The following is an 18,466-nucleotide window of genomic DNA, read 5'->3' on the forward strand; positions in this document are numbered from 1 at the left end:
GCACGAAGCCCACCAGCCCACCGCGCGATCCCACCTACCGCAGGGGATAGCGTTGACCTCATGAACGACGCGGTGGAACGGGCTGAGAGCACCGTCGCCGCGATGGCCGAGTGGCTCGCCGGAGGCGGGCCGGAGCACTGGGTCGTGGAGACCTCGGGGTCGACGGGCAAGCCCAAGCGAGTGATGCTCTCCCGGGAGGCCGTGAAGGCGTCGGCAGCGGCGTCGGCGCGACGGGTCGGCGCGAGTGGGCAGTGGCTGCTGACGCTGCCGGAGTCGTACGTCGCCGGGGCCAACGTGATCGCCCGCTCGCTGCTGGCAGGCCACGAGCCGGTGATCGCCGCCGCCCACGGCTCCTTCGCCGAGGCCGCGGCGGCGATGCAGGACGGTCCTCGGTTCGTGTCGATGGTGCCGACCCAGCTGCACCGGATCATCGAGTCGGGCGGGGACGACCTCGCCGCGCTGGCCGGGTTCCACACGCTGCTGCTCGGCGGCGGCCCGATCGACCCGTCGCTGCGCGCCCGCGCCGAGAACGCCGGGGTCGACGTCGTCGCCACCTATGGCTCGGCCGAGACCTGTGGCGGGTGCGTCTACGACGCGATGCCTCTGGACGGGGTCGGGATCGCGATCGGCACCGACGGCCGGGTCCGGATCAGCGGCCCGACGCTCTTCGACGGCTATCAGGACGACCCCGAGCAGACCGCGAACTCCCTGGTCGACGGCTGGTTCCTCACTTCCGACGCCGGCACCCTGGACGAGGACGGCCGGCTCCGGATCCTCGGTCGGATCGACGACATGGTGATCACCGGCGGCGTGAAGGTGCCGGCGGCGCTCGTCGCCAGAAGGCTCCGCGAACACCCGGACGTGGAAGCCGCGGAGGTCCTCGGCACCCCCGACGAGGAATGGGGCCAGCGGCTGGTCGCCTTCGTCGTCGGTGACATCGACGCCGCCGACGCCCGCGACTGGGTCGCGGCTGAGCATCCCCGCTCCTGGGCGCCGCGACAGCTCGTCGCGCTCGACGAGATTCCGCTCCTCGGCAACGGCAAGCCCGACCGGCAGGCCCTGCTCGCGCTGGCCACCATCGATGACGCGGAGGCGCGATGACCGACCAGCCACACGTCTTCGCCCTTCCGATGACCACCCGTTTCCGGGGTATCACCGAGCGGGAGGGCCTCGTCTTCGAGGGGGCCGGCGGGTGGGGCGAGTGGTCGCCGTTCCTCGACTACGACACCCCCGAGATCGAGCCCTGGCTGCGCTGCGCCGAGGAGGCGGCCGCGGGGGACTGGCCGACGGCCGTGCGCGACACCGTGCCCGTCAACGCCACCGTGCCGGCGGTCGGTCCGGAGCGCGCCCACGAGATCGTGACCCGCTCCGGGTGCGCGACCGCCAAGGTCAAGGTCGCCGACCCGGGCCAGAGCCTGGCCGACGACATCGCCCGCGTCGAGGCGGTCCGGGATGCCCTCGGCCCGGCCGGCAAGGTGCGGATCGACGTCAACGGTCTCTGGACCGTCGACGAGGCGCTCGCCGCGATCGGGGTTCTGGACCGGGCCGCAGGCGGGCTCGAGTACGTCGAGCAGCCCTGCCTCACGGTCGAGGAGCTCGCCGACGTACGCCGCAAGGTGGATGTCCCGATCGCCGCGGACGAGTCGATCCGGCGTGCCGCGGACCCCTATCGCGTACGCAACCTCGAGGCTGCCGATGTGGCGGTGCTGAAGGTGCAGCCGCTGGGCGGCGTGCGCGCCTGCCTGCGGATCGCCGAGGACATCGGGCTGCCGTGCGTGGTCTCCTCGGCGTTGGAGACCTCGGTCGGGATGGCCGCCGGGATCGCGCTCGCGGCGGCGCTGCCTGAGCTGCCCTACGCCTGTGGGCTCGGCACGATCTCGATGTTCACCGAGGACATCGCCGCCAGCCCGCTCCTCCCGGACGGCGGGCTGCTCCCCGTGCTCTCGACTTCACCGGCGCCGACGCGCCTGCTTGCCGAGCCGGCGCTGAGCGCCTCCCCGGAACGTACGGAATTCTGGCGCCGGCGCCTGGCCGATGTCCTCGCCTACCGGGACACCCTCCGATGAAGAGAGCACGCATGGCCACCGCAACTGAGCTTGCCCGGGCGGTCGTCACCGCGCTCCTCGAGGCGCGGGTCACCGACGTCGTCATCGCGCCCGGATCGCGCAACGCACCGTTGTCGTTCGCCGTCCTCGACGCGTCGCGAGCGGGGCTGGTACGCCTGCACACCCGGATCGACGAGCGCTCCGCCGGCTTCTTCGCACTCGGCCTGACCAAGGTCGGCTCGCGCGCGGCGGTGATGTGCACGTCCGGCACCGCGGTCGCCAACCTGCACCCGTCGGTGCTCGAGGCCGCTCACGCCGGAGTGCCGCTGGCCGTCGTCACGGCCGACCGGCCGGCGCGGCTCCGCGAGACCGGCGCCAACCAGGTCACCGACCAGGTCGGCATCTTCGGCCGGCTGGTGGAGACCCTCGACCTGGCCGAGGCGCCCGACGAGAACCTCATCGCGGCGCTCGACTCCGCACGCGGCCCCGTCCACTGGAACCTCCAGCTCGACGACCCGCTGACCCCGCCCGACCGGTGGCAGCCGACAAAGATCGAGGCCCGTCCGGCGCCGGTACGTCCGGAGCTGATGATCCACGAGTCGATCCCGACCGGCCCCGGCACGCCGCGCACGGTCGTCGTCGCCGGTGACGACGCCGGCCCGCCCTCTCGGATCCTTGCCCAGGACGGCGGCTGGCCGCTGTTCGCCGAGCCGTCCTCGGGTGCGCGCACCGGCGACAACGCGCTGCGCTCCTACCGGCTGCTGCTCGAGTCACCGCTCGCCGACCAGATCGAACGGGTCGTCGTCTACGGCCACCCGACCCTCTCCCGGCCGGTCACCAACCTGCTCGCCCGCGCCGACATCGAGGTCATCGCGGCCCCGGTCGAGGGGGTCTGGCCCGCGCGCCCGTTCCGGGTCGACCGCACGATCCGCACCCGGCTCCACGTCGAGGGCGAGCCCGATCCGGCGTGGCTGGAGGAGTGGCGTTCAGCGGATCGCGAGGTCAGCCGCCAGCTGGATCGACTGCTCCACGAGCAGCAGGAGATGACGGCGTACGACGTCGCCGGCTGTGTCGCCCGCGCCCTGCCCGACGGCGGGCTGCTGATGCTCGGCCCCTCCAATCCCGTACGCGACCTGGACCTGATGATGCGGCCCAACCGCGTCGGCGGGCGCCGGAAGGTGTTGGCCAACCGCGGCCTGGCCGGCATCGACGGCATCGTCTCCACCGCGATCGGTGCCGCCGCAGGGCGCGAGTCCTCGACGCGCGCGCTCGCGCTGATGGGCGACGTGACCTTCCTGCACGACGCCGGCGGCCTGCTGCTCGGTCCCGAGGAGGTCCGCCCGGACCTCACCATCGTCGTCGCCAACGACGACGGCGGCTCGATCTTCGCCTCCCTCGAGCAGGGCGCCGACGACTACGCCGACAGCTTCGAGCGCCTCTTCGGCACCCCGCACGGCACCTCGCTGGAGGCCCTCTGCGCCGCCCACCGCATCCCACACCTCGCGGTCACCTCCGTGCCCGAGCTCGAGGCCGCCCTCGCCTCCCCGAACGGCGGCATCGAGGTCGTCGAGGGAGTGGTCTCCCGGGACGGCCGCCGGGAGCTCGACCTGGCCATCCGCGCGCTCGCCCGTTCCTGAGCCGCCGACCCGGTCGGCCATGGCACAGTGTGCCCGTGACCGAACAGCCACAGTGGCCGGGCGTGGTGCCCTACGTCGAGTACTACACCGGCGCGAAGCGCATCCTCGTGCTCCACCTGACCAGCGGAAACAAGATGCTGGCGAACAACCCCGGCAAGCTGCCGCCGATCGCGAGCATCGACGGCCGGCAGTACGTCGTCTACTGGGGCACCGTGTCCTTCGAGATCCCCGCCGAGCGGGCCTGCCACGTCAGCGTCCACGTCGAGGGCAACTACATCCAGCAGGCTGCCACCGTCCTGCTGGCGCCCGGCGCCGAGCCGGTGCAGCTGACGTACGCGACTCACTACACCTCGGGCGTCGGGACGCTGGCGCTGTCCTGACTCAGGCCCGCCAGTAGGGGTCTCGGCCGATGAAGCCGAGGAGCTGCTCCTGCGGGGTGGCGTCGGCGGGGACCTCGACCCTGGGACCGAACTGGCCGGAGGCGCGCATCGCGTCCTCCATGGCCGCGGCGCCGGCGAGCATCGCCGCGGCACGCTCGGCGCCGAGGTCGAAGTCGCGCCCCAGGGCGCGGGACAGGTCCCAGGAGTGCATCCAGATGTCGGGCGTGTAGATCTCGGAGAGCGTCACGTCGAGCCGCTTGTCGCCCATGTGCGGGTTGGAGATCATCCGGCCGGCGGGGTCGTCGAAGAGCCCCTGGATGTCGGCGGTGTGGGTCTTCCAGGCGGCGACCGGATCCGCGGCGACGTCGAGCGGCGCCAGGTCCACACCGGAGGATCCCATCAGGAATCCTCGCGCCCATTCGACCAGGTGAGTGACGACGTCGAGGGCGGTCCAGGCCGCCACCGGACTGGGGCGAGCCCAGTCCTCGGTGGCGGCGGAGCCGACGATCTCGGCGAACCGGGCCGCGTCGTACGCGTGCTGCTCGCTCATGCTCAGACCGGTGTTCACGAGAGCTCCGCAAGGAGCTCGTCGAGCTGCTCGTAGCCCTGGAGGACGCCCTTCTCCATGCCGCTGGCCATGATCGCGGCCTGGGTCTCGAAGGACTCCACGACGCTGAGGCCGGTCAGCCGGGTGCGGCCGCCGGGGAGCGGCTCGAGGGTGAGGAACTCCAGCGAGGCCCCGTCGGGTGCGCCGCGCCAGGTGAAGGTCTGCACGATGCGCTCGTTCTCGCGCACCTCGTGGAAGCTGCCGAAGAACTGGCTGAACTCGTCACCGTCGCGCTCGGCGGAGTAGGCCCACGAGCCGCCGGTGCGGAAGTCCCACTCGGTGATGAACATGTCGATGTCGCGCGGGCCGAGCCACTTGGCGTACAGCTCCTTCTCGGCGTGGGCGCGGAAGACGAGCTCCGGGGGAGCGTCGAACTCGCGGACGATGGTGATCGTCGGGGTCTCCTTGGAGGCCTCGATCGTGGTCTCGTGCTTCGTGGTGGTCATGATGCGTCCTCTGCTCGTGATTGTTGTGGTGGCGTGCTTTCCTGCATCTCGGCGAGGAGTGCGTCCAAGCGCTGGTAGCGCTCCTCGGCCTGCTGCTGATATCTCTCGATCCACTTGGTCATGAGGTCGAACACCTCCGCTTCGAGACGTACGGGCGCGCGCCGCGACTCCCGGCTCACCAGGCCGGCGTCCTCGAGCACCTTGAGGTGCTTGGAGACCGCCTGAAGGCTGACGTCGTAAGGCGCCGCCAGCTCGCCGACCGTCGCATCGGCCGACGAGAGCCGGGCGACCAGGTCGCGCCGGGTCGGGTCTGCCAGGGCCGCAAAGACTCGGGAGAGTCTGTCCTCGCTCATCTCGTACTCCTCAACCAATCGGTTGATAATGAGGCTAGGCTCCCGCGTACGGCATTGTCAACCGTTTGGTTGAGTAACTTGCTTACCAGAAAACATTCCCCGAGGGACATCGGTTGCGGCACGATGTTTCCCAGTGCAAGTCTCCTCCTCGGGCCTGTTTGTCTCGGGCTCCGCTTCGACAGGAAAGGCCTAGCCCCATGAGTCCTTCGCGCCGCAGATCCATGAGAGTGACCGCAATAGCCGCCGGTCTCCTCCTCGCCATCTCCCTCTCCCCGACCCAGTCCGCCGGCGCCGCCGAGAAGGACGACCGCCGTCTCACCCAGAAGGCGAGGTCCCACGGCGTCACGTCGGAGCACGGCGCGTACGTCGGCTGGTCGACGCCCGGTTCGAAGGCCACGGGCGGCACCGCCAACGACACCCCGATCACCGCTCAGGCGACCGTGAGCGGCATGGACGTCTCAGGCCACCAGGGCAATGTCGACTGGGCCTACTGGTGGGGCCAGGGGAAGCGGTTCGCCTACATCAAGGCGACCGAGGGCACCTACTACCGGAACAGCACCTACTTCCCGCAGCAGTACAACGGCTCCTACAACCAGGGCTTCATCCGCGGCGCCTACCACTTCGCCAACCCGTCCGACTCGGGCGGCGCGGCGCAGGCCGACTACTTCGTCAACAACGGCGGCGGCTGGTCGGCCGACGGGAAGACCCTTCCCGGGGTGCTCGACATCGAGTACAACCCCTACAGCGGCGGCACCTGCTACGGCCTCTCCCAGGCCTCGATGCGCTCGTGGATCGCGGCGTTCCTGGACCGCTACCGCGCCCGCACCGGCCGCGACGCGGTCATCTACACGACCACCGACTGGTGGACGACATGCACCGGCAACACCTCGCAGTTCGCCAGCGCCCACCCGCTCTGGATCGCGCGCTACGCCAGTTCGCCGGGCACCCTGCCCGCAGGCTGGGGCTACTACACCTTCTGGCAGTACACCTCGTCACCGTTGGACCAGAACACGTTCAACGGCGCGTACGACCGCCTGCAGGCGCTCGCCCGAGGCTGATCCTCCGGGCGCCGATCCGGGGTGGACCCCCGGTCCTCACAGACCCAGCTGGGTCTTCCAGGAGCCGAGGCCCGGGGTCCACTCGAAGACGCGACGCTCCTTGATCAGCCCGACCGCGAAGAACGGGTCGTCGTCCAGGGCCTTCTCGACCGCGTCGACCTCGCCCTCGAAGACGAGCAGGCCGGAGCCGTCGGAGGTGGGGCCGGAGAGCCGAAGCCCGGGCTGGCTCGCCAGGAACTCCCGGTGGGCGCCGAGGTGCTCGGCGCGTACGTCGGGGAGGTCGTTGTAGGCGTACAGAACCACGACGATGGCCATCAGAGGTCAGCCCCGTCCGCGAGACGTACGTAGCCGCGCTCGGCCGGGATCAGGTTGGCCGCCTGCGTGTCGAACACCCCGGAGCCGAACTCGGAGTAGACCCGGTCGTGGATCGCGACGGTCTTGGAGGCGCCGACGGAGCGGGCGAAGTCGATCAGCTCGGCCGAGCGCGCCCACGGCGCGGAGACCGGCAGGAAGAGTACGTCCACGGCCTGGCCAGGGCCGTCGAGCGCGTCGCCCGGGTGGAAGATCTTCGTGTCCCCGGCCTGGATCAGGTAGCCCGAGTTGTCGAAGTGGGGCATGTCGGCGTGGATGACCGCGTGCTTCTCGTTGATCGCGGTGACCGGGAGCCCGGCGTCGAACGACTCACCCGGCTTCACCACCGTGGTCCGCTCGTGCACCGCGGGTGCGCCCTTCTGGATCTGCGCCGCGACCGCGCCGATGGTGTAGATCGGCGCGTCGCTGCCCTCCAGGAGGGCCGGGCTGTAGTGGTCGGGGTGCTCGTGGGTGATCAGCACCGCCGTCGCGCCGTCCAGCGCCTCGGGCTGGGTGAACACGCCCGGATCGACGACCACCACCGCCCCGTCGTGCTCGATCCGGACACAGGCATGGCCGAACTTCGTGATCCTCATGCCGCCGAATCTATCGCGCGGCCTCTAGACGTCGGAGCGGACCATGTTGGCGAGCCAGAGGCCGAGGAAGACCGGAAGGAGTACGCCCCAGCCCATCTGCACCGCGGAGTCCTCGGGCAGCGCGACCACGCCGATCACGGCGATGGCGCTCGGCAGCGTCCCCGACACGATCGCGATCCCGATCTCGACGGCGGGGTGGTTGCTGCGGGAGTAGGCGAAGTAGAGACCCATCGCTGCGGCCGCCACGGCGAAGAGGATCGTCAGCACCGCGGCGACGATCAGCAGCTTGTAGGCGCCCGGGGCGTCGTCGGGCCGGTCGCCCAACCACGCGATCGCCGACCAGAAACCGTAGCTGTCGCCGTCCTCGCCGTCGTCGTGGACGATCCGGTAGGCCGGCACCGAGATCATCGCGACGATCAGGAACGGAATCGTGAGCAGCTGCGTCCGCGCCAGCCGGTCGGCGTTCTCCTCTCCCTCGCGCAGGGCTGTGCGGATGAGGCCGTCCGAGTTCTCCATGAACGGAGATTAAGACAGGGCGTCCCGAATGGGGACGAACTTGGCCTGGGTCTCGGCCAGCTCGGTCTCCGGGTCGGAGCTCGCCACGATGCCGCAGCCGGCGAAGAGGCGGGCGGTGCGGTCGTCGATCATCTCGGCCGTACGCAGCGCGATGCCCCACTCGCCATCGCCGGTGGCGTCCATCCAGCCGACCGGGCCGGCGTAGCGGGCGCGCTCCATCGACTCGATCTCGGCGATGAGCGCGACGGCGTCCTCGCGCGGGGTGCCGCCAACTGCGGCCGAGGGGTGCAGCGCGGCGGCAAGGTCGAGCGAGCTGACCCCGTCGCTGGCCACGCCGGTGATGTCGGTGGCCAGGTGCATCACGTTGGGGAGCTTGAGTACGAAGGGCGCGTCGGGCACGTTCATCGAGGAGCAGTGCGGCTCCAGCGCGTCTGCGACCGACCTGGCGGCGTACTCGTGCTCCTCGAGGTTCTTCGAGGACTCCGCCAGCGACGCGGCGAGGGCGTGGTCGAGGTTCTCCTCGCCGGTGGGCCAGATCGTGCCCGCGAGCACGCGGGAGGTGACCAGGCCGCGCTCGCGGCGTACGAGCAGCTCAGGGGTCGCGCCGAAGAGGTCATCGACGTGGAACGTCCAGCAGGTCGGGTACGCAGCGGCCAACCGCCGCAGCACCGCGCGGATGTCGATCGGGGCGCTGGCCGCGGCCAGCAGGTCGCGGGCCAGGACGACCTTGTCGAGTTCTCCGTCCTGGAGCCGGGCGACGGCGTCGGCGACGATCCGCATCCAGTGCTCGCCATCGACGTAGGCATCGGCGAAGACGACGTCGCGCGGCGCCTCCGGCTCCGGCATCGGAGTCAGGGGAGGAGGGGGCGTGGCGGCCGGACCGACGGTGGTCACCCAGGCGACGTCGCCGCGCTTCCCGACGACGACCGCGGGCACCTTGAGCACGGAGAATCCCGGCAGGTCCGAGAAGGCGAAGGAGCCGAAGCTCACCAGGCCGGTGCCGGGCTCACGCACGGGATCGGAGACCGTGGAGACCGCCGCCAGCTCCTCGAACCACTTGGCCGCGTGCGCGAACCGCTCCGGTCCGGACGTACGGATCTCGGCGGCTGTGCCCCATCCGACCAGGCCCTCGCCGTGGCGGACCCAGGACAGAACGCGCCGGCGGGCGGGCAGCAGCGCGAGCAGGTCGTCGAGCGTCTCCGACCCGGCATCGAGTGCCACGGTGGTGGCTACCAGGGACGGCTGCTCAGACTCACTCACACCCCCAGGGTATCGGCGTGGTGTCGGCCAGGACGAGTCGAAGTGATGTATGGCATCCGCCCCGGGTTGCCATATATGACCATGTGGGTTGTAGCGTGCGCTGGCGTGAGTACCAACAAAGAGCAGTCGTTCATCGCAGAGAACGGCATCACCCTCGGCATCATCGCCTTGGCCCTCTTCGTCGTGCTGGGCGTTGGCCTGCCACGGTGGGTTGGCGACTCCGAATCACACTCGGGCGTGAAGATCACGCTTCCGGAGACTCTGTCGGGCGGCTACAAGCCGGCGGACGAGAAGTCCTCCTACGACCTCGACGTGATCAAGAAGCAGGGCGCGTCCGAGGAGCAGCTGGACCTGTTCATCAAGCAGAACGCCGCCAGCTCGAAGACGGAGGACCGCAACGTGTCCGACGCCCTCGGGTTCTCGATGGCCTCGCGCACCTACATCACCGAGGACATGAAGAAGTCCGTGATGATCCGCGCCTTCGCCGGTGACGGAAGCGCCTACTACGGCGGTGGCGAGGTCTCCAAGGTGCGCGACAACGTCTGCTACTCCAGCGCCGACCAGTCGACCGGTCAGACCCAGGCGACCTGCTCTCACGCGTCCAACGACTTGACCGTCCAGGCGACCGCTGCCTCGAAGGAAGACGCGGCGAAGTACGCCGACGAGATCTTCGAGAAGCTCGCCTGAGTTCGGTTCCGGACACCGACCCGAGACAGAATCAGCCCGTGACCCGAGCAGATCTGGACAAGCAGCCCGGCGAGGTCCGTCGGATGTTCGACGCCGTGGCCAAGCGCTACGACGTGACCAACGACGTACTCTCGCTCGGCCAGGACCGACGCTGGCGACGCGAGGTCATCAAGGCTGTCGACCCGAAGCCGGGCGAGCTCGTGCTCGACCTCGCCGCCGGCACCGGCACCTCGTCCCAGCCGTTCCTGGACGCGGGTGCCGAGGTGGTTCCGACCGACTTCTCGATCGGGATGCTCCAGGTCGGCAAGGAAGCGAAGCCCCACCTGCCGTTCACGGCCGGCGACGGCACCAAGCTGCCCTACCGCGACGCGACCTTCGACGCGGTGACGATCTCGTTCGGCCTGCGCAACATCGTCGACCCGGCGGCCGGCCTGCGTGAGCTGCGCCGGGTCACCCGCCCCGGCGGCCGGATCGTGGTCTGCGAGTTCTCGCACCCGACCTGGAAGCCCTTCCGGACGATCTACGTGGAATACCTGATGAAGGCGTTGCCGCCGGTCGCTCGGGCGGTATCGTCCTCCCCGGACGCCTACGTCTACCTCGCCGAGTCCATCCGCGCATGGCCCGACCAGGCAGGCCTCGCCGCCATGCTCTCCGCGGCAGGTTGGCAGGCTCCGACCTGGACGAACCTCTCGGGTGGAATCGTCGCACTTCATCACGCAACCGCTTGATCTCTGCGAAAGTTCAACTATGACCACGACGTTGCCATGGGACGGCATCTTGATGCCTCGCGAGGCCTACGGGCCCGCAGCGGTCAAGGCCAGGGACTCACTCACCGACGCGGCCGCACAGGGCGACTGGCGCCGCGCGCTCTCGCAGGTGCGCAACGACTACACCGTCGGCGTCAACACCTGGAAGATCGGCGGTGAGTCGATGTTCACGCCGCTCCACCACGCCGCCTACCTCGGTGCCCCGCGCGAGACCGTCCAGGAGCTGCTCTCGCTGGGTGGGGTCAGGTCCCTGCCCACCGCCCACGGTGAGACGCCCTACCAGCTCGCCAAGCGGCGCGGTCACGACCACCTGCTCGACATGCTCGACCCCTACTTCCGCCCCGGCACCCCGCTCGGGGACAACCTCGAGAACGTCAACCTCCACGTGAACACGACGCTCGCGGAGCTGACCGCCGAGTTCCGCGGCGAGAACCAGCTGCGTACGTTCGACGTTCGGCTCATCTCCGAGGAGGGCGGCCCCGACGAGGCCTGGTTCACCGCCCCGGGGATGTACGGCGGCATCCGGATCGGCATGTTCTGGGGCCGTGCTCACCTGGAGTACAACTCCCGCATGGGCGACTCCTACGCCGTCGTCGGCCCGGAGGGCTCGGCCTACGTGAGCCGTTCCAAGCGCGCCGTTCCCGCCCTCCCCGCCCGCTGACGCTGAACGGCATGCGAAGGTCGTCCCATGGACGACTCGACTGCCGACCTGATCATCGACCTGAACCCGCTCCCGGACGAGATAGGCGGCCGGCTGCGGGCTCAGCTGGAGTTCATCGCCGAGGCCGACAAGCTCAAGACGATCCTGCGCGCCTCGCCGCTGGCCGCGGCCGACCGGCGTGAGAACGACGCCGAGCACTCCTGGCACCTGGCGCTGATGGTGCTGCTGCTCGCGGAGTACGCCGACGAGCCGATCGACGTCGGGCACGCGATCAAGCTCGTGATCATCCACGACATGGTCGAGATCTACGCCGGCGACAGCCCGGTCTTCGACGCCGCCGCGGTCGTCGACCAGGTCGAGCGCGAGATCGCTGCCGCCGAGCGGCTCTTCACGATGCTGCCGTCGGATCAGGCGGGTGAGATCCGTGCCCTGTGGGACGAGTTCGAGGCCGCCCAGACCCCGGAGGCACGCTTCTGCAAGGCGATGGACCGCCTCGAGCCGATGCTCCTCAACTGGCTCAACCGCGGCGGCACCTGGAGCATGCCCGGCGCCACCGAGTCCCGCGTACGTGCCCGGGAGGCCGGCGTCGTCGCCGCCTCGACCACCCTCGGCGCCGCCACCGACGCCCTCGTGCGTGCGGGTCTCGCCAAGGGCTGGATTCGCCCTGATCCCGACTGACCATCGGCCGAGTCGGCTCGTTACAACGAGCCGACTCGGCGAGATTTCGGGTGAGGACGGGCCGACTCGGCAGGTTTCTGCGCGCTTGGGCTCCGGCGGTCCCATCGAGTCATCGGCAAACGTGGATATTCCCTCCTGGGTATCCAGTACGCTGCGGCGACTTTGGACTGCGGGATGCTGAGGAGGGCCGTTCGTGGACGCAGACGTGGTGCCGGGATCGGTGACGGTCTGGACCGTCACGCTCGACGATCAGCGGCGCCTCAAGTGGGCCATGGTGAGGCTGCGGCTGCGGAGCAGGGCGTACTGGATCCTGGGGTTGGTCCTGCCGATTCTGGTGACCGGTTCGTTCTGGTTCGGCATGCATGATCCGGCTCTGGGACCTGTCGGCCAGGCCATCGAGCTGGGGATCACGCTCACCATCGGGACCGCCTTCCTGGCGTTGATGCTGACGCTGCCGTTGTCGACGATGCCGCGTCGGGTGAAGCGCGATTACCCTGTCGGCGCCACGCTGACGGCATGGGCGACGGAGGCGGGGCTGGGCGTGCGTACGTTCCGCCGACTCACCTTCTACCCGTGGTCCCGGCTGACGCAGGTCGAGGTGGGACCGGTGTTCGTGCGGTGTCGGCAGAGAGGCCGGAGCGCGTTGGCCGTACCGATGTATCTTCCGGGGGGTCCGGATGAGCAGGCGCGGTCGGTCGACTTCCCGGCCCAACTCATCGGGTCGGAGATCAGCCGTGAGTTGGCGAAGGGGTCGAGTCGGGAGCCTGCGGAGACCCCGATGGCCGGGGTGCCGGTCGTCGTCGATCGGGTCTTGCGGTGGCGGCTAGTCCGGGCATGGTTGCGGGCGCAGTTCGGCATCGCAGCATGGCTGTTCCCGGCCGCGGTCGGGATCAACATCCCAATCCAGTTCGCCAGCGGCTCCAACACGATGGCGATCTTCATCACGGTGATGATGGCGCTCGGCCCACTCTCCTGGTTGCTCACCGGCGAGGGGCGGATGTCGGGGATGTATCCGGTCGGTGCCACCGTCACCGGCTCGGTGGGCGAGTGGCTCGAGGTCCAGGGACCGTGGGGAAGCGTTGCCTGGCCCCCGGGATGGCTGAAACTGCGCCGGATAACCAAGCACACCGTGACGTACGAGATGGTGCAGGTCGGTCCCGATGGCAGGCCGGCGTCGCTGACCGATGTCGAGAAGCGGATCATCGTGATCCCCCGAGCCTTTCTCGACACGCCGGTGCCGGCTGTCAGCGCCCAAGTCTGAGCCGCCACAACCCCGCCATGGCGTGATTGTGCGGGCGTTTGCCACCGGATGTCGGCGCACTTTCCCACCATGGCGGGAAAGTGCCGCGCGCCATTTCGGCAACCCACTTGCATTCCGTCACAGGAGTGGCAGGATGTGAGTTGGCCCACATTGTGATTCCATTCACAAAGTCTCAAGAAGGGGTGGGTCGCTCAGGGTAGGAGGCGAGATGGAGCTCTACGTGCCGGTGCTCGCGTTGGCGGGACTGGCGACGCTCTTCGCGGTCGGTTCGGTGATCATGAGCTCGGTCGTCGGACCGAGCCGCGCCAACCAGGCCAAGGCGGATCCCTACGAGTGTGGGATCGAGGCCACGCCACAGGCGTTGGGCGGTCGCTTCCCGGTGAAGTACTACATCACCGCGATGCTCTTCATCATCTTCGACATCGAGATCATCTTTCTCTACCCGTGGGCCGTCAGGTTCGACGCGATGGGATGGTTCGGCCTCGCGGAGATGGGCCTGTTCCTGCTGACGGTGTTCGTGGCGTACGCCTATGTGTGGCGCCGCGGCGGATTGGACTGGGACTGACATGGGTCTCGAAGAGAAACTTCCCTCCGGCGTACTTCTGACCACGGTCGAAGGTCTGGCGGGCTACTTCCGCAAGGCGAGCCTGTGGCCGGCGACGTTCGGACTGGCCTGCTGCGCCATCGAGATGATGACGAGCGGCGGACCGAAGTACGACCTGGCCAGATACGGCATGGAGGTCTTCCGGGCCTCGCCGCGGCAGGCCGACCTGATGATCGTGGCGGGCCGGGTGAGCCAGAAGATGGCGCCGGTGCTGCGCCAGATCTACGACCAGATGCCCGAGCCGAAGTGGGTGCTCGCGATGGGCGTCTGCGCCAGCAGCGGCGGGATGTTCAACAACTACGCGATCGTCCAGGGTGTCGACCACATCGTGCCCGTCGACATGTATCTCCCCGGCTGTCCGCCGCGTCCCGAGATGCTGATCGACGCGATCCTCAAGCTCCACGACAAGATCCAGGGCGGCTCGCTGGGCGTCAACGCCGAGCGCGAGGAGGTCGCCAACGAGACCGCGGCGCTGCGCCAGCTGCCGCTGATCGACCAGACGGGACTCCTGAGGTGAACGACCAGAACAGTGGCCAGAACAGTGGCATGTTCGGCGTCGAGGACACCGGTGACACCAGCGGCTACGGCGGTCTCACCCGCCAGCACGCGATGCCGAGCCGCACCAGCGACGTCGGGGTGCAGCCCTACGGCGGCTGGTTCAAGGAGATCGCCGACGCCCTCGCCTTCACCGAGGCAGAGGCGGTCATCCACCGCGGCGAGCTGACCTTCCACGTGCGCCGCGAGCGGCTGCTCGAGGCCCTGCAGGTGCTCCGCGACGAGCTGCGCTTCGAGCTCTGCTCAGGCGTCTCCGGCGTGCACTACCTCTCTGACCAGGGGAAAGAGCTGCACGCGGTCTACCACCTGCTCTCGATGACGTACAACCGCCGGGTGCGGGTGGAGACCTCGGCTCCCGACGAGGACCCGCACGTGCCGAGCGCGGTGGGCATCTACCCGACGCTCGACTGGCACGAGCGCGAGACCTACGACATGTTCGGGATCGTCTTCGACGGCCACCCCGGACTGACCCGGATCCTGATGCCCGACGACTGGCCGGGCCACCCGCAGCGCAAGGACTACCCGCTGGGCGGGATCCCGGTGGAATACAAGGGCGCGACGATCCCGCCGCCGGACACCCGGAGGAGCTACTCATGACGACCACAGAAGACGAGGGACGTACGTTCACCGTCACCGGCCAGGACTGGGACGAGCTGACCGACGCCCTCAAGGACGTCAAGGACGAGCGGATCGTCGTCAACATGGGCCCGCAGCATCCCTCGACGCACGGGGTGCTCCGGCTGATCCTCGAGCTCGAGGGCGAGACGGTCACCGAGGCACGTGCCGGGATCGGCTACCTGCACACGGGCATCGAGAAGAACATGGAATACCGGTCCTGGACGCAGGGGACCACGTTCGTCACCCGGATGGACTACCTGTCCCCGATCTTCAACGAGACGGCGTACGTCCTCGGGGTGGAGAAGCTGCTCGGCATCGGCGCCGAGGTGCCGGAGAAGGCCGACGTCATCCGGGTCCTGCTGATGGAGCTCAACCGGATCTCCTCCCACCTGGTGGCGATCGCGACCGGTGGCATGGAGCTCGGCGCGCTGACCGTGATGACGATCGGGTTCCGCGAGCGTGAGCTGTGCCTGGACCTGTTCGAGTTCATCACCGGCCTGCGGATGAACCACGCCTACATCCGGCCGGGCGGCATCGCCCAGGACGTGCCGGAGGGCACCGTCGCGCGGGTGACCGAGTTCATCGAGCTGATGAAGAAGCGCCTGGAGGAGTACGCGGCGCTGTGCAACGCCAACCCGATCTTCAAGGGCCGCCTGGAGCAGGTCGGCCACCTCGACCTGGAGGGCTGTCTGGCGCTCGGGCTCACCGGCCCGATCTTGCGCGCGACCGGTTACCCGTGGGATCTGCGCAAGACCCAGCCCTACTGCGGCTACCAGGACTATGACTTCGAGGTCATCACCTGGGATACCTGCGACTCCTACGGTCGGTTCCGGATCCGGCTGGCCGAGATGTGGGAGTCGCTGCGGATCATGGAGCAGGCTCTGAAGAGGCTTGCGGATCTCGACGGTGCCCCCGTCATGGTGGCTGACAAGAAGATCGCCTGGCCCTCGCAGCTCTCCGTCGGTCCCGACGGCCAGGGCAACTCCCTCGACCACATCCGCCACATCATGGGCGAGTCGATGGAGGCCCTGATCCACCACTTCAAGCTGGTGACCGAAGGCTTCCGGGTGCCGGCAGGCCAGGCGTACGTCGCGATCGAGTCGCCGCGCGGAGAGCTCGGCGCCCACGTGGTCAGCGACGGCGGCACCAAGCCCTACCGGGTCCACTTCCGGGACCCGTCGTTCACCAACCTTCAAGCCACGAGCGTGATGTCCGAGGGCGGCATGGTTGCCGACGTGATCGTGGCGATCGCGTCCATCGACCCGGTGATGGGAGGCGTCGACCGATGACGCTTGCTGCTGAGACCTACGACGAGCTGCGCGAGATCGCCGCTCGCTACCCCCAGGCCCGCTCCGGGCTCCTCCCGATGCTCCATCTGGTGCAGTCGGTCGAGGGCCGGGTCACGCCCGAAGGGATCCACGCCTGCGCCGAGGTCCTGGGCCTCACCCCGGCCGAGGTGAGCGGGGTGGCGACGTTCTACACGATGTACAAGCGTCATCCCGTCGGCACCCACCACGTCGGCGTCTGCACCAACACGCTGTGCGCGGTCATGGGCGGCGACGAGATCTTCGCCTGCCTGCGCGAGAAGCTCGAGGTGGGCAATGACGAGACCACCGCCGATGGCGCGATCACGCTCGAGCACATCGAGTGCAACGCGGCCTGCGACTACGCGCCGGTGGTGATGGTCAACTGGGAGTTCTTCGACAACCAGACCCCGGAGTCGGCCTCGCAGCTGGTCGACGACCTCCGTGAGGGCCGCGAGGTCGTGGCCTCCCGCGGCGCGCGGATCACGAGCTGGCGCGAGGCGGAGCGGGTCCTCGCCGGCTTCGAGGACGGGCTCGTCGACGAGGGTCCTGCGGCCGGGCCGGCGTCACTTGTCGGGCTGGAGATCGCCCGCGAGCGAAGCTGGGCCGCGCCCGGGGATACCCATGGCTCTGCCGATCTGCCGGAGGAGCTGCCCGAGGCCGTCGAGGTGGCCGACACCCGTCGCGCCGAGTCGGAGACGATCGCCGAGGAGGCGTCCGATGACTGACACTCTGACCCCGGTGCTGACCGCCAACTGGGCCGACGAGCAGGCCTGGACCCTGCCCGCCTACGCCGAGCAGGGCGGCTACGACGCACTCGACGTCGCGCTCGGGATGGCGTCCGAGGACGTACAGACGATGGTCAAGGACTCCGGGCTCCGCGGTCGCGGTGGCGCCGGGTTCCCGACCGGGGTGAAGTGGGGCTTCCTGCCGCCGCCCGACCCCGAGAAGCCCAAGCCGCGTTACCTGGTGGTCAACGCCGACGAGTCCGAGCCGGGCACCTGCAAGGACATCCCGCTGATGATGGCCTCGCCCCACACCCTGGTCGAGGGCGTGATCATCTCCTCCTACGCCATCCGCGCGGAGCGTGCCTTCATCTACGTACGCGGCGAGGTGCTGCACGTGATCCGGCGGCTGCAGGCGGCGGTCCGCGAGGCCTACGCCGCCGGCCACCTCGGCAAGGACATCCACGGCTCCGGCTACGACCTCGAGCTGGTCGTGCACGCCGGTGCCGGGGCCTACATCTGTGGTGAGGAGACCGCCCTGCTCGACTCGCTCGAGGGGCGCCGCGGTCAGCCGCGGCTGCGGCCGCCGTTCCCCGCCGTCGCCGGTCTCTACGCGAGCCCGACCGTGATCAACAACGCCGAGTCGATCGCCTCGGTGCCGGCCATCGTGAAGAACGGCGCCGACTGGTTCGCCGGCATGGGCACCGAGAAGTCGGCCGGCGTCGGCATCTTCTCGCTCTCCGGTCACGTCAAGAAGCCGGGTCAGTACGAGGCGCCGCTCGGCATCACGCTCCGCAAGCTGATCGAGTTGGCCGGCGGCGTACGCGAAGGGCATGAGCTGAAGTTCTGGACCCCGGGCGGCTCCTCGACCCCGCTGTTCACCCAGGAGCACCTGGACGTGACGCTGGACTTCGAAGGCGTGCATGCGGCCGGCTCGATGCTCGGCACCCGCGCGCTGCAGATCTTCGACGACTCCGTCTGCGTGGTGCGCGCGGTGCTGCGGTGGACGGAGTTCTACAAGCACGAGTCGTGTGGCAAGTGCACGCCGTGCCGTGAGGGCACGTGGTGGCTGGTGCAGGTGCTGGAGCGGCTGGAGAAGGGTGACGGGAAGCCCGAGGACCTCGACCTGCTGCTCGACCAGTGCGACAACATCCTGGGCCGCTCGTTCTGCGCGCTCGGTGATGGTGCGACGAGCCCGATCACGAGCTCGATCAAGTATTTCCGGGACGAGTACCTGGCCCACTTGGAGCAGGGCGGCTGCCCCTTCAACGCGGCCGACTCGACTGCATGGGCGGAGGGGCCGCGATGAGCTGCGCGAGCTGTAACACGCTGTTCGTAGGACTACTCGCCCTATCAG

Annotated in this window: 23 protein-coding genes; 16 read left to right on the forward strand and 7 right to left on the reverse strand. The window is 69.2% G+C overall.

The annotated features are described in order from the left end of the window. Positions 1-60: 60 nt before the first annotated feature. The 4 genes from OG801_RS17135 to OG801_RS17150 are packed head-to-tail and all read left to right on the forward strand — an operon-like array spanning position 61 to position 4,062. Positions 61-1,101: an AMP-binding protein gene (locus OG801_RS17135; RefSeq protein ID WP_406029995.1), complete on the forward strand. Its 1,041-nt coding sequence runs from the start codon at positions 61-63 to the stop codon at positions 1,099-1,101. Then, complete coding sequence (locus OG801_RS17140; RefSeq protein WP_406029997.1) at positions 1,098-2,066, forward strand: o-succinylbenzoate synthase; 969 nt, start codon at positions 1,098-1,100, stop codon at positions 2,064-2,066. The genes OG801_RS17135 and OG801_RS17140 overlap by 4 nt, the downstream gene beginning before the upstream one ends. Positions 2,067-2,077: 11 nt before the next feature. Then, positions 2,078-3,682 carry a 2-succinyl-5-enolpyruvyl-6-hydroxy-3-cyclohexene-1-carboxylic-acid synthase gene (gene menD / locus OG801_RS17145; protein WP_406029999.1) on the forward strand — a complete coding sequence of 535 codons (1,605 nt, stop codon included), beginning with the start codon at positions 2,078-2,080 and terminating at the stop codon, positions 3,680-3,682. Between the two features lie 35 nt (positions 3,683-3,717). Then, positions 3,718-4,062, forward strand: a complete 345-nt coding sequence (locus OG801_RS17150) for a hypothetical protein (RefSeq protein ID WP_406030001.1) — start codon at positions 3,718-3,720, stop codon at positions 4,060-4,062. Position 4,063: 1 nt separating this feature from the next. On the opposite strand, the gene OG801_RS17155 is transcribed toward OG801_RS17150, so the two are convergent. The 3 genes from OG801_RS17155 to OG801_RS17165 are packed head-to-tail and all read right to left on the reverse strand — an operon-like array spanning position 4,064 to position 5,468. Then, positions 4,064-4,612 (reverse strand): maleylpyruvate isomerase family mycothiol-dependent enzyme, encoded by a 549-nt coding sequence (locus OG801_RS17155; protein ID WP_406030003.1) that lies wholly within the window; start codon positions 4,610-4,612, stop codon positions 4,064-4,066. A 14-nt stretch (positions 4,613-4,626) separates the two neighbouring features. Next, positions 4,627-5,115, reverse strand: coding sequence for an SRPBCC family protein (locus tag OG801_RS17160; protein ID WP_406030005.1), 489 nt, complete (start codon positions 5,113-5,115; stop codon positions 4,627-4,629). Then, entirely contained in the window at positions 5,112-5,468 is a 357-nt protein-coding gene (locus OG801_RS17165) for a metalloregulator ArsR/SmtB family transcription factor (protein WP_355020680.1), read from the reverse strand. Before OG801_RS17165 ends, OG801_RS17160 begins: the two co-directional genes overlap by 4 nt. Positions 5,469-5,689: 221 nt before the next feature. Between OG801_RS17165 and OG801_RS17170 the strand changes: the two genes are divergently transcribed. Further along, positions 5,690-6,526, forward strand: a complete 837-nt coding sequence (locus OG801_RS17170; RefSeq protein ID WP_406030007.1) for a GH25 family lysozyme — start codon at positions 5,690-5,692, stop codon at positions 6,524-6,526. Positions 6,527-6,562: 36 nt separating this feature from the next. Here OG801_RS17170 and OG801_RS17175 read toward each other — a convergent pair whose 3' ends face one another. Genes OG801_RS17175 through OG801_RS17190 form a run of 4 tightly spaced genes read right to left on the reverse strand, consistent with a single transcriptional unit; the run spans position 6,563 to position 9,249 of the window. Beyond that, complete coding sequence (locus OG801_RS17175) at positions 6,563-6,841, reverse strand: YciI family protein (RefSeq protein WP_406030009.1); 279 nt, start codon at positions 6,839-6,841, stop codon at positions 6,563-6,565. Further along, complete coding sequence (locus OG801_RS17180; RefSeq protein ID WP_355020677.1) at positions 6,841-7,473, reverse strand: MBL fold metallo-hydrolase; 633 nt, start codon at positions 7,471-7,473, stop codon at positions 6,841-6,843. Before OG801_RS17180 ends, OG801_RS17175 begins: the two co-directional genes overlap by 1 nt. Positions 7,474-7,497: 24 nt before the next feature. Beyond that, positions 7,498-7,989 carry a hypothetical protein gene (locus OG801_RS17185; RefSeq protein ID WP_406030012.1) on the reverse strand — a complete coding sequence of 164 codons (492 nt, stop codon included), beginning with the start codon at positions 7,987-7,989 and terminating at the stop codon, positions 7,498-7,500. A 9-nt stretch (positions 7,990-7,998) separates the two neighbouring features. Then, positions 7,999-9,249: an isochorismate synthase gene (locus OG801_RS17190; RefSeq protein WP_355020675.1), complete on the reverse strand. Its 1,251-nt coding sequence runs from the start codon at positions 9,247-9,249 to the stop codon at positions 7,999-8,001. A gap of 105 nt (positions 9,250-9,354) precedes the next feature. Between OG801_RS17190 and OG801_RS17195 the strand changes: the two genes are divergently transcribed. The 11 genes from OG801_RS17195 to nuoF all read left to right on the forward strand — a co-directional run bounded on the left by OG801_RS17195 (position 9,355) and on the right by nuoF (position 18,418). Then, positions 9,355-9,936, forward strand: a complete 582-nt coding sequence (locus tag OG801_RS17195; protein ID WP_355020674.1) for a hypothetical protein — start codon at positions 9,355-9,357, stop codon at positions 9,934-9,936. Between the two features lie 38 nt (positions 9,937-9,974). Next, positions 9,975-10,664, forward strand: a complete 690-nt coding sequence (locus OG801_RS17200) for a demethylmenaquinone methyltransferase (RefSeq protein WP_355020673.1) — start codon at positions 9,975-9,977, stop codon at positions 10,662-10,664. Between the two features lie 19 nt (positions 10,665-10,683). Next, on the forward strand, positions 10,684-11,364 hold the full coding sequence (locus OG801_RS17205; protein ID WP_355020672.1) for an ankyrin repeat domain-containing protein: 681 nt from the start codon (positions 10,684-10,686) through the stop codon (positions 11,362-11,364). 27 nt (positions 11,365-11,391) lie between these two features. Beyond that, the gene (locus OG801_RS17210) at positions 11,392-12,042 is read left to right on the forward strand and encodes an HD family hydrolase (protein WP_406030014.1); all 651 of its coding nucleotides are present in this window, start codon (positions 11,392-11,394) and stop codon (positions 12,040-12,042) included. Between the two features lie 193 nt (positions 12,043-12,235). Then, positions 12,236-13,303 (forward strand): hypothetical protein, encoded by a 1,068-nt coding sequence (locus tag OG801_RS17215; protein ID WP_355020670.1) that lies wholly within the window; start codon positions 12,236-12,238, stop codon positions 13,301-13,303. A 208-nt stretch (positions 13,304-13,511) separates the two neighbouring features. After that, positions 13,512-13,868, forward strand: coding sequence for an NADH-quinone oxidoreductase subunit A (locus tag OG801_RS17220; RefSeq protein ID WP_008356428.1), 357 nt, complete (start codon positions 13,512-13,514; stop codon positions 13,866-13,868). 1 nt (position 13,869) lies between these two features. Then, positions 13,870-14,424 (forward strand): NADH-quinone oxidoreductase subunit B family protein, encoded by a 555-nt coding sequence (locus tag OG801_RS17225; RefSeq protein ID WP_160025681.1) that lies wholly within the window; start codon positions 13,870-13,872, stop codon positions 14,422-14,424. After that, positions 14,421-15,059, forward strand: coding sequence for an NADH-quinone oxidoreductase subunit C (locus OG801_RS17230; protein WP_406030016.1), 639 nt, complete (start codon positions 14,421-14,423; stop codon positions 15,057-15,059). Before OG801_RS17225 ends, OG801_RS17230 begins: the two co-directional genes overlap by 4 nt. After that, positions 15,056-16,369, forward strand: coding sequence for an NADH-quinone oxidoreductase subunit D (locus tag OG801_RS17235; protein ID WP_406030018.1), 1,314 nt, complete (start codon positions 15,056-15,058; stop codon positions 16,367-16,369). Before OG801_RS17230 ends, OG801_RS17235 begins: the two co-directional genes overlap by 4 nt. Next, a complete protein-coding gene (nuoE, locus tag OG801_RS17240) occupies positions 16,366-17,112 on the forward strand; it encodes an NADH-quinone oxidoreductase subunit NuoE (RefSeq protein WP_406030020.1) in 747 nt (248 codons plus the stop codon). The genes OG801_RS17235 and nuoE overlap by 4 nt, the downstream gene beginning before the upstream one ends. Further along, complete coding sequence (gene nuoF / locus OG801_RS17245; protein WP_406030022.1) at positions 17,105-18,418, forward strand: NADH-quinone oxidoreductase subunit NuoF; 1,314 nt, start codon at positions 17,105-17,107, stop codon at positions 18,416-18,418. Before nuoE ends, nuoF begins: the two co-directional genes overlap by 8 nt. Positions 18,419-18,466 lie beyond the last annotated feature (48 nt).

It is taken from the genome of Nocardioides sp. NBC_00163 (assembly GCF_045206295.1).
Classification (GTDB): Bacteria; Actinomycetota; Actinomycetes; order Propionibacteriales; family Nocardioidaceae; genus Nocardioides.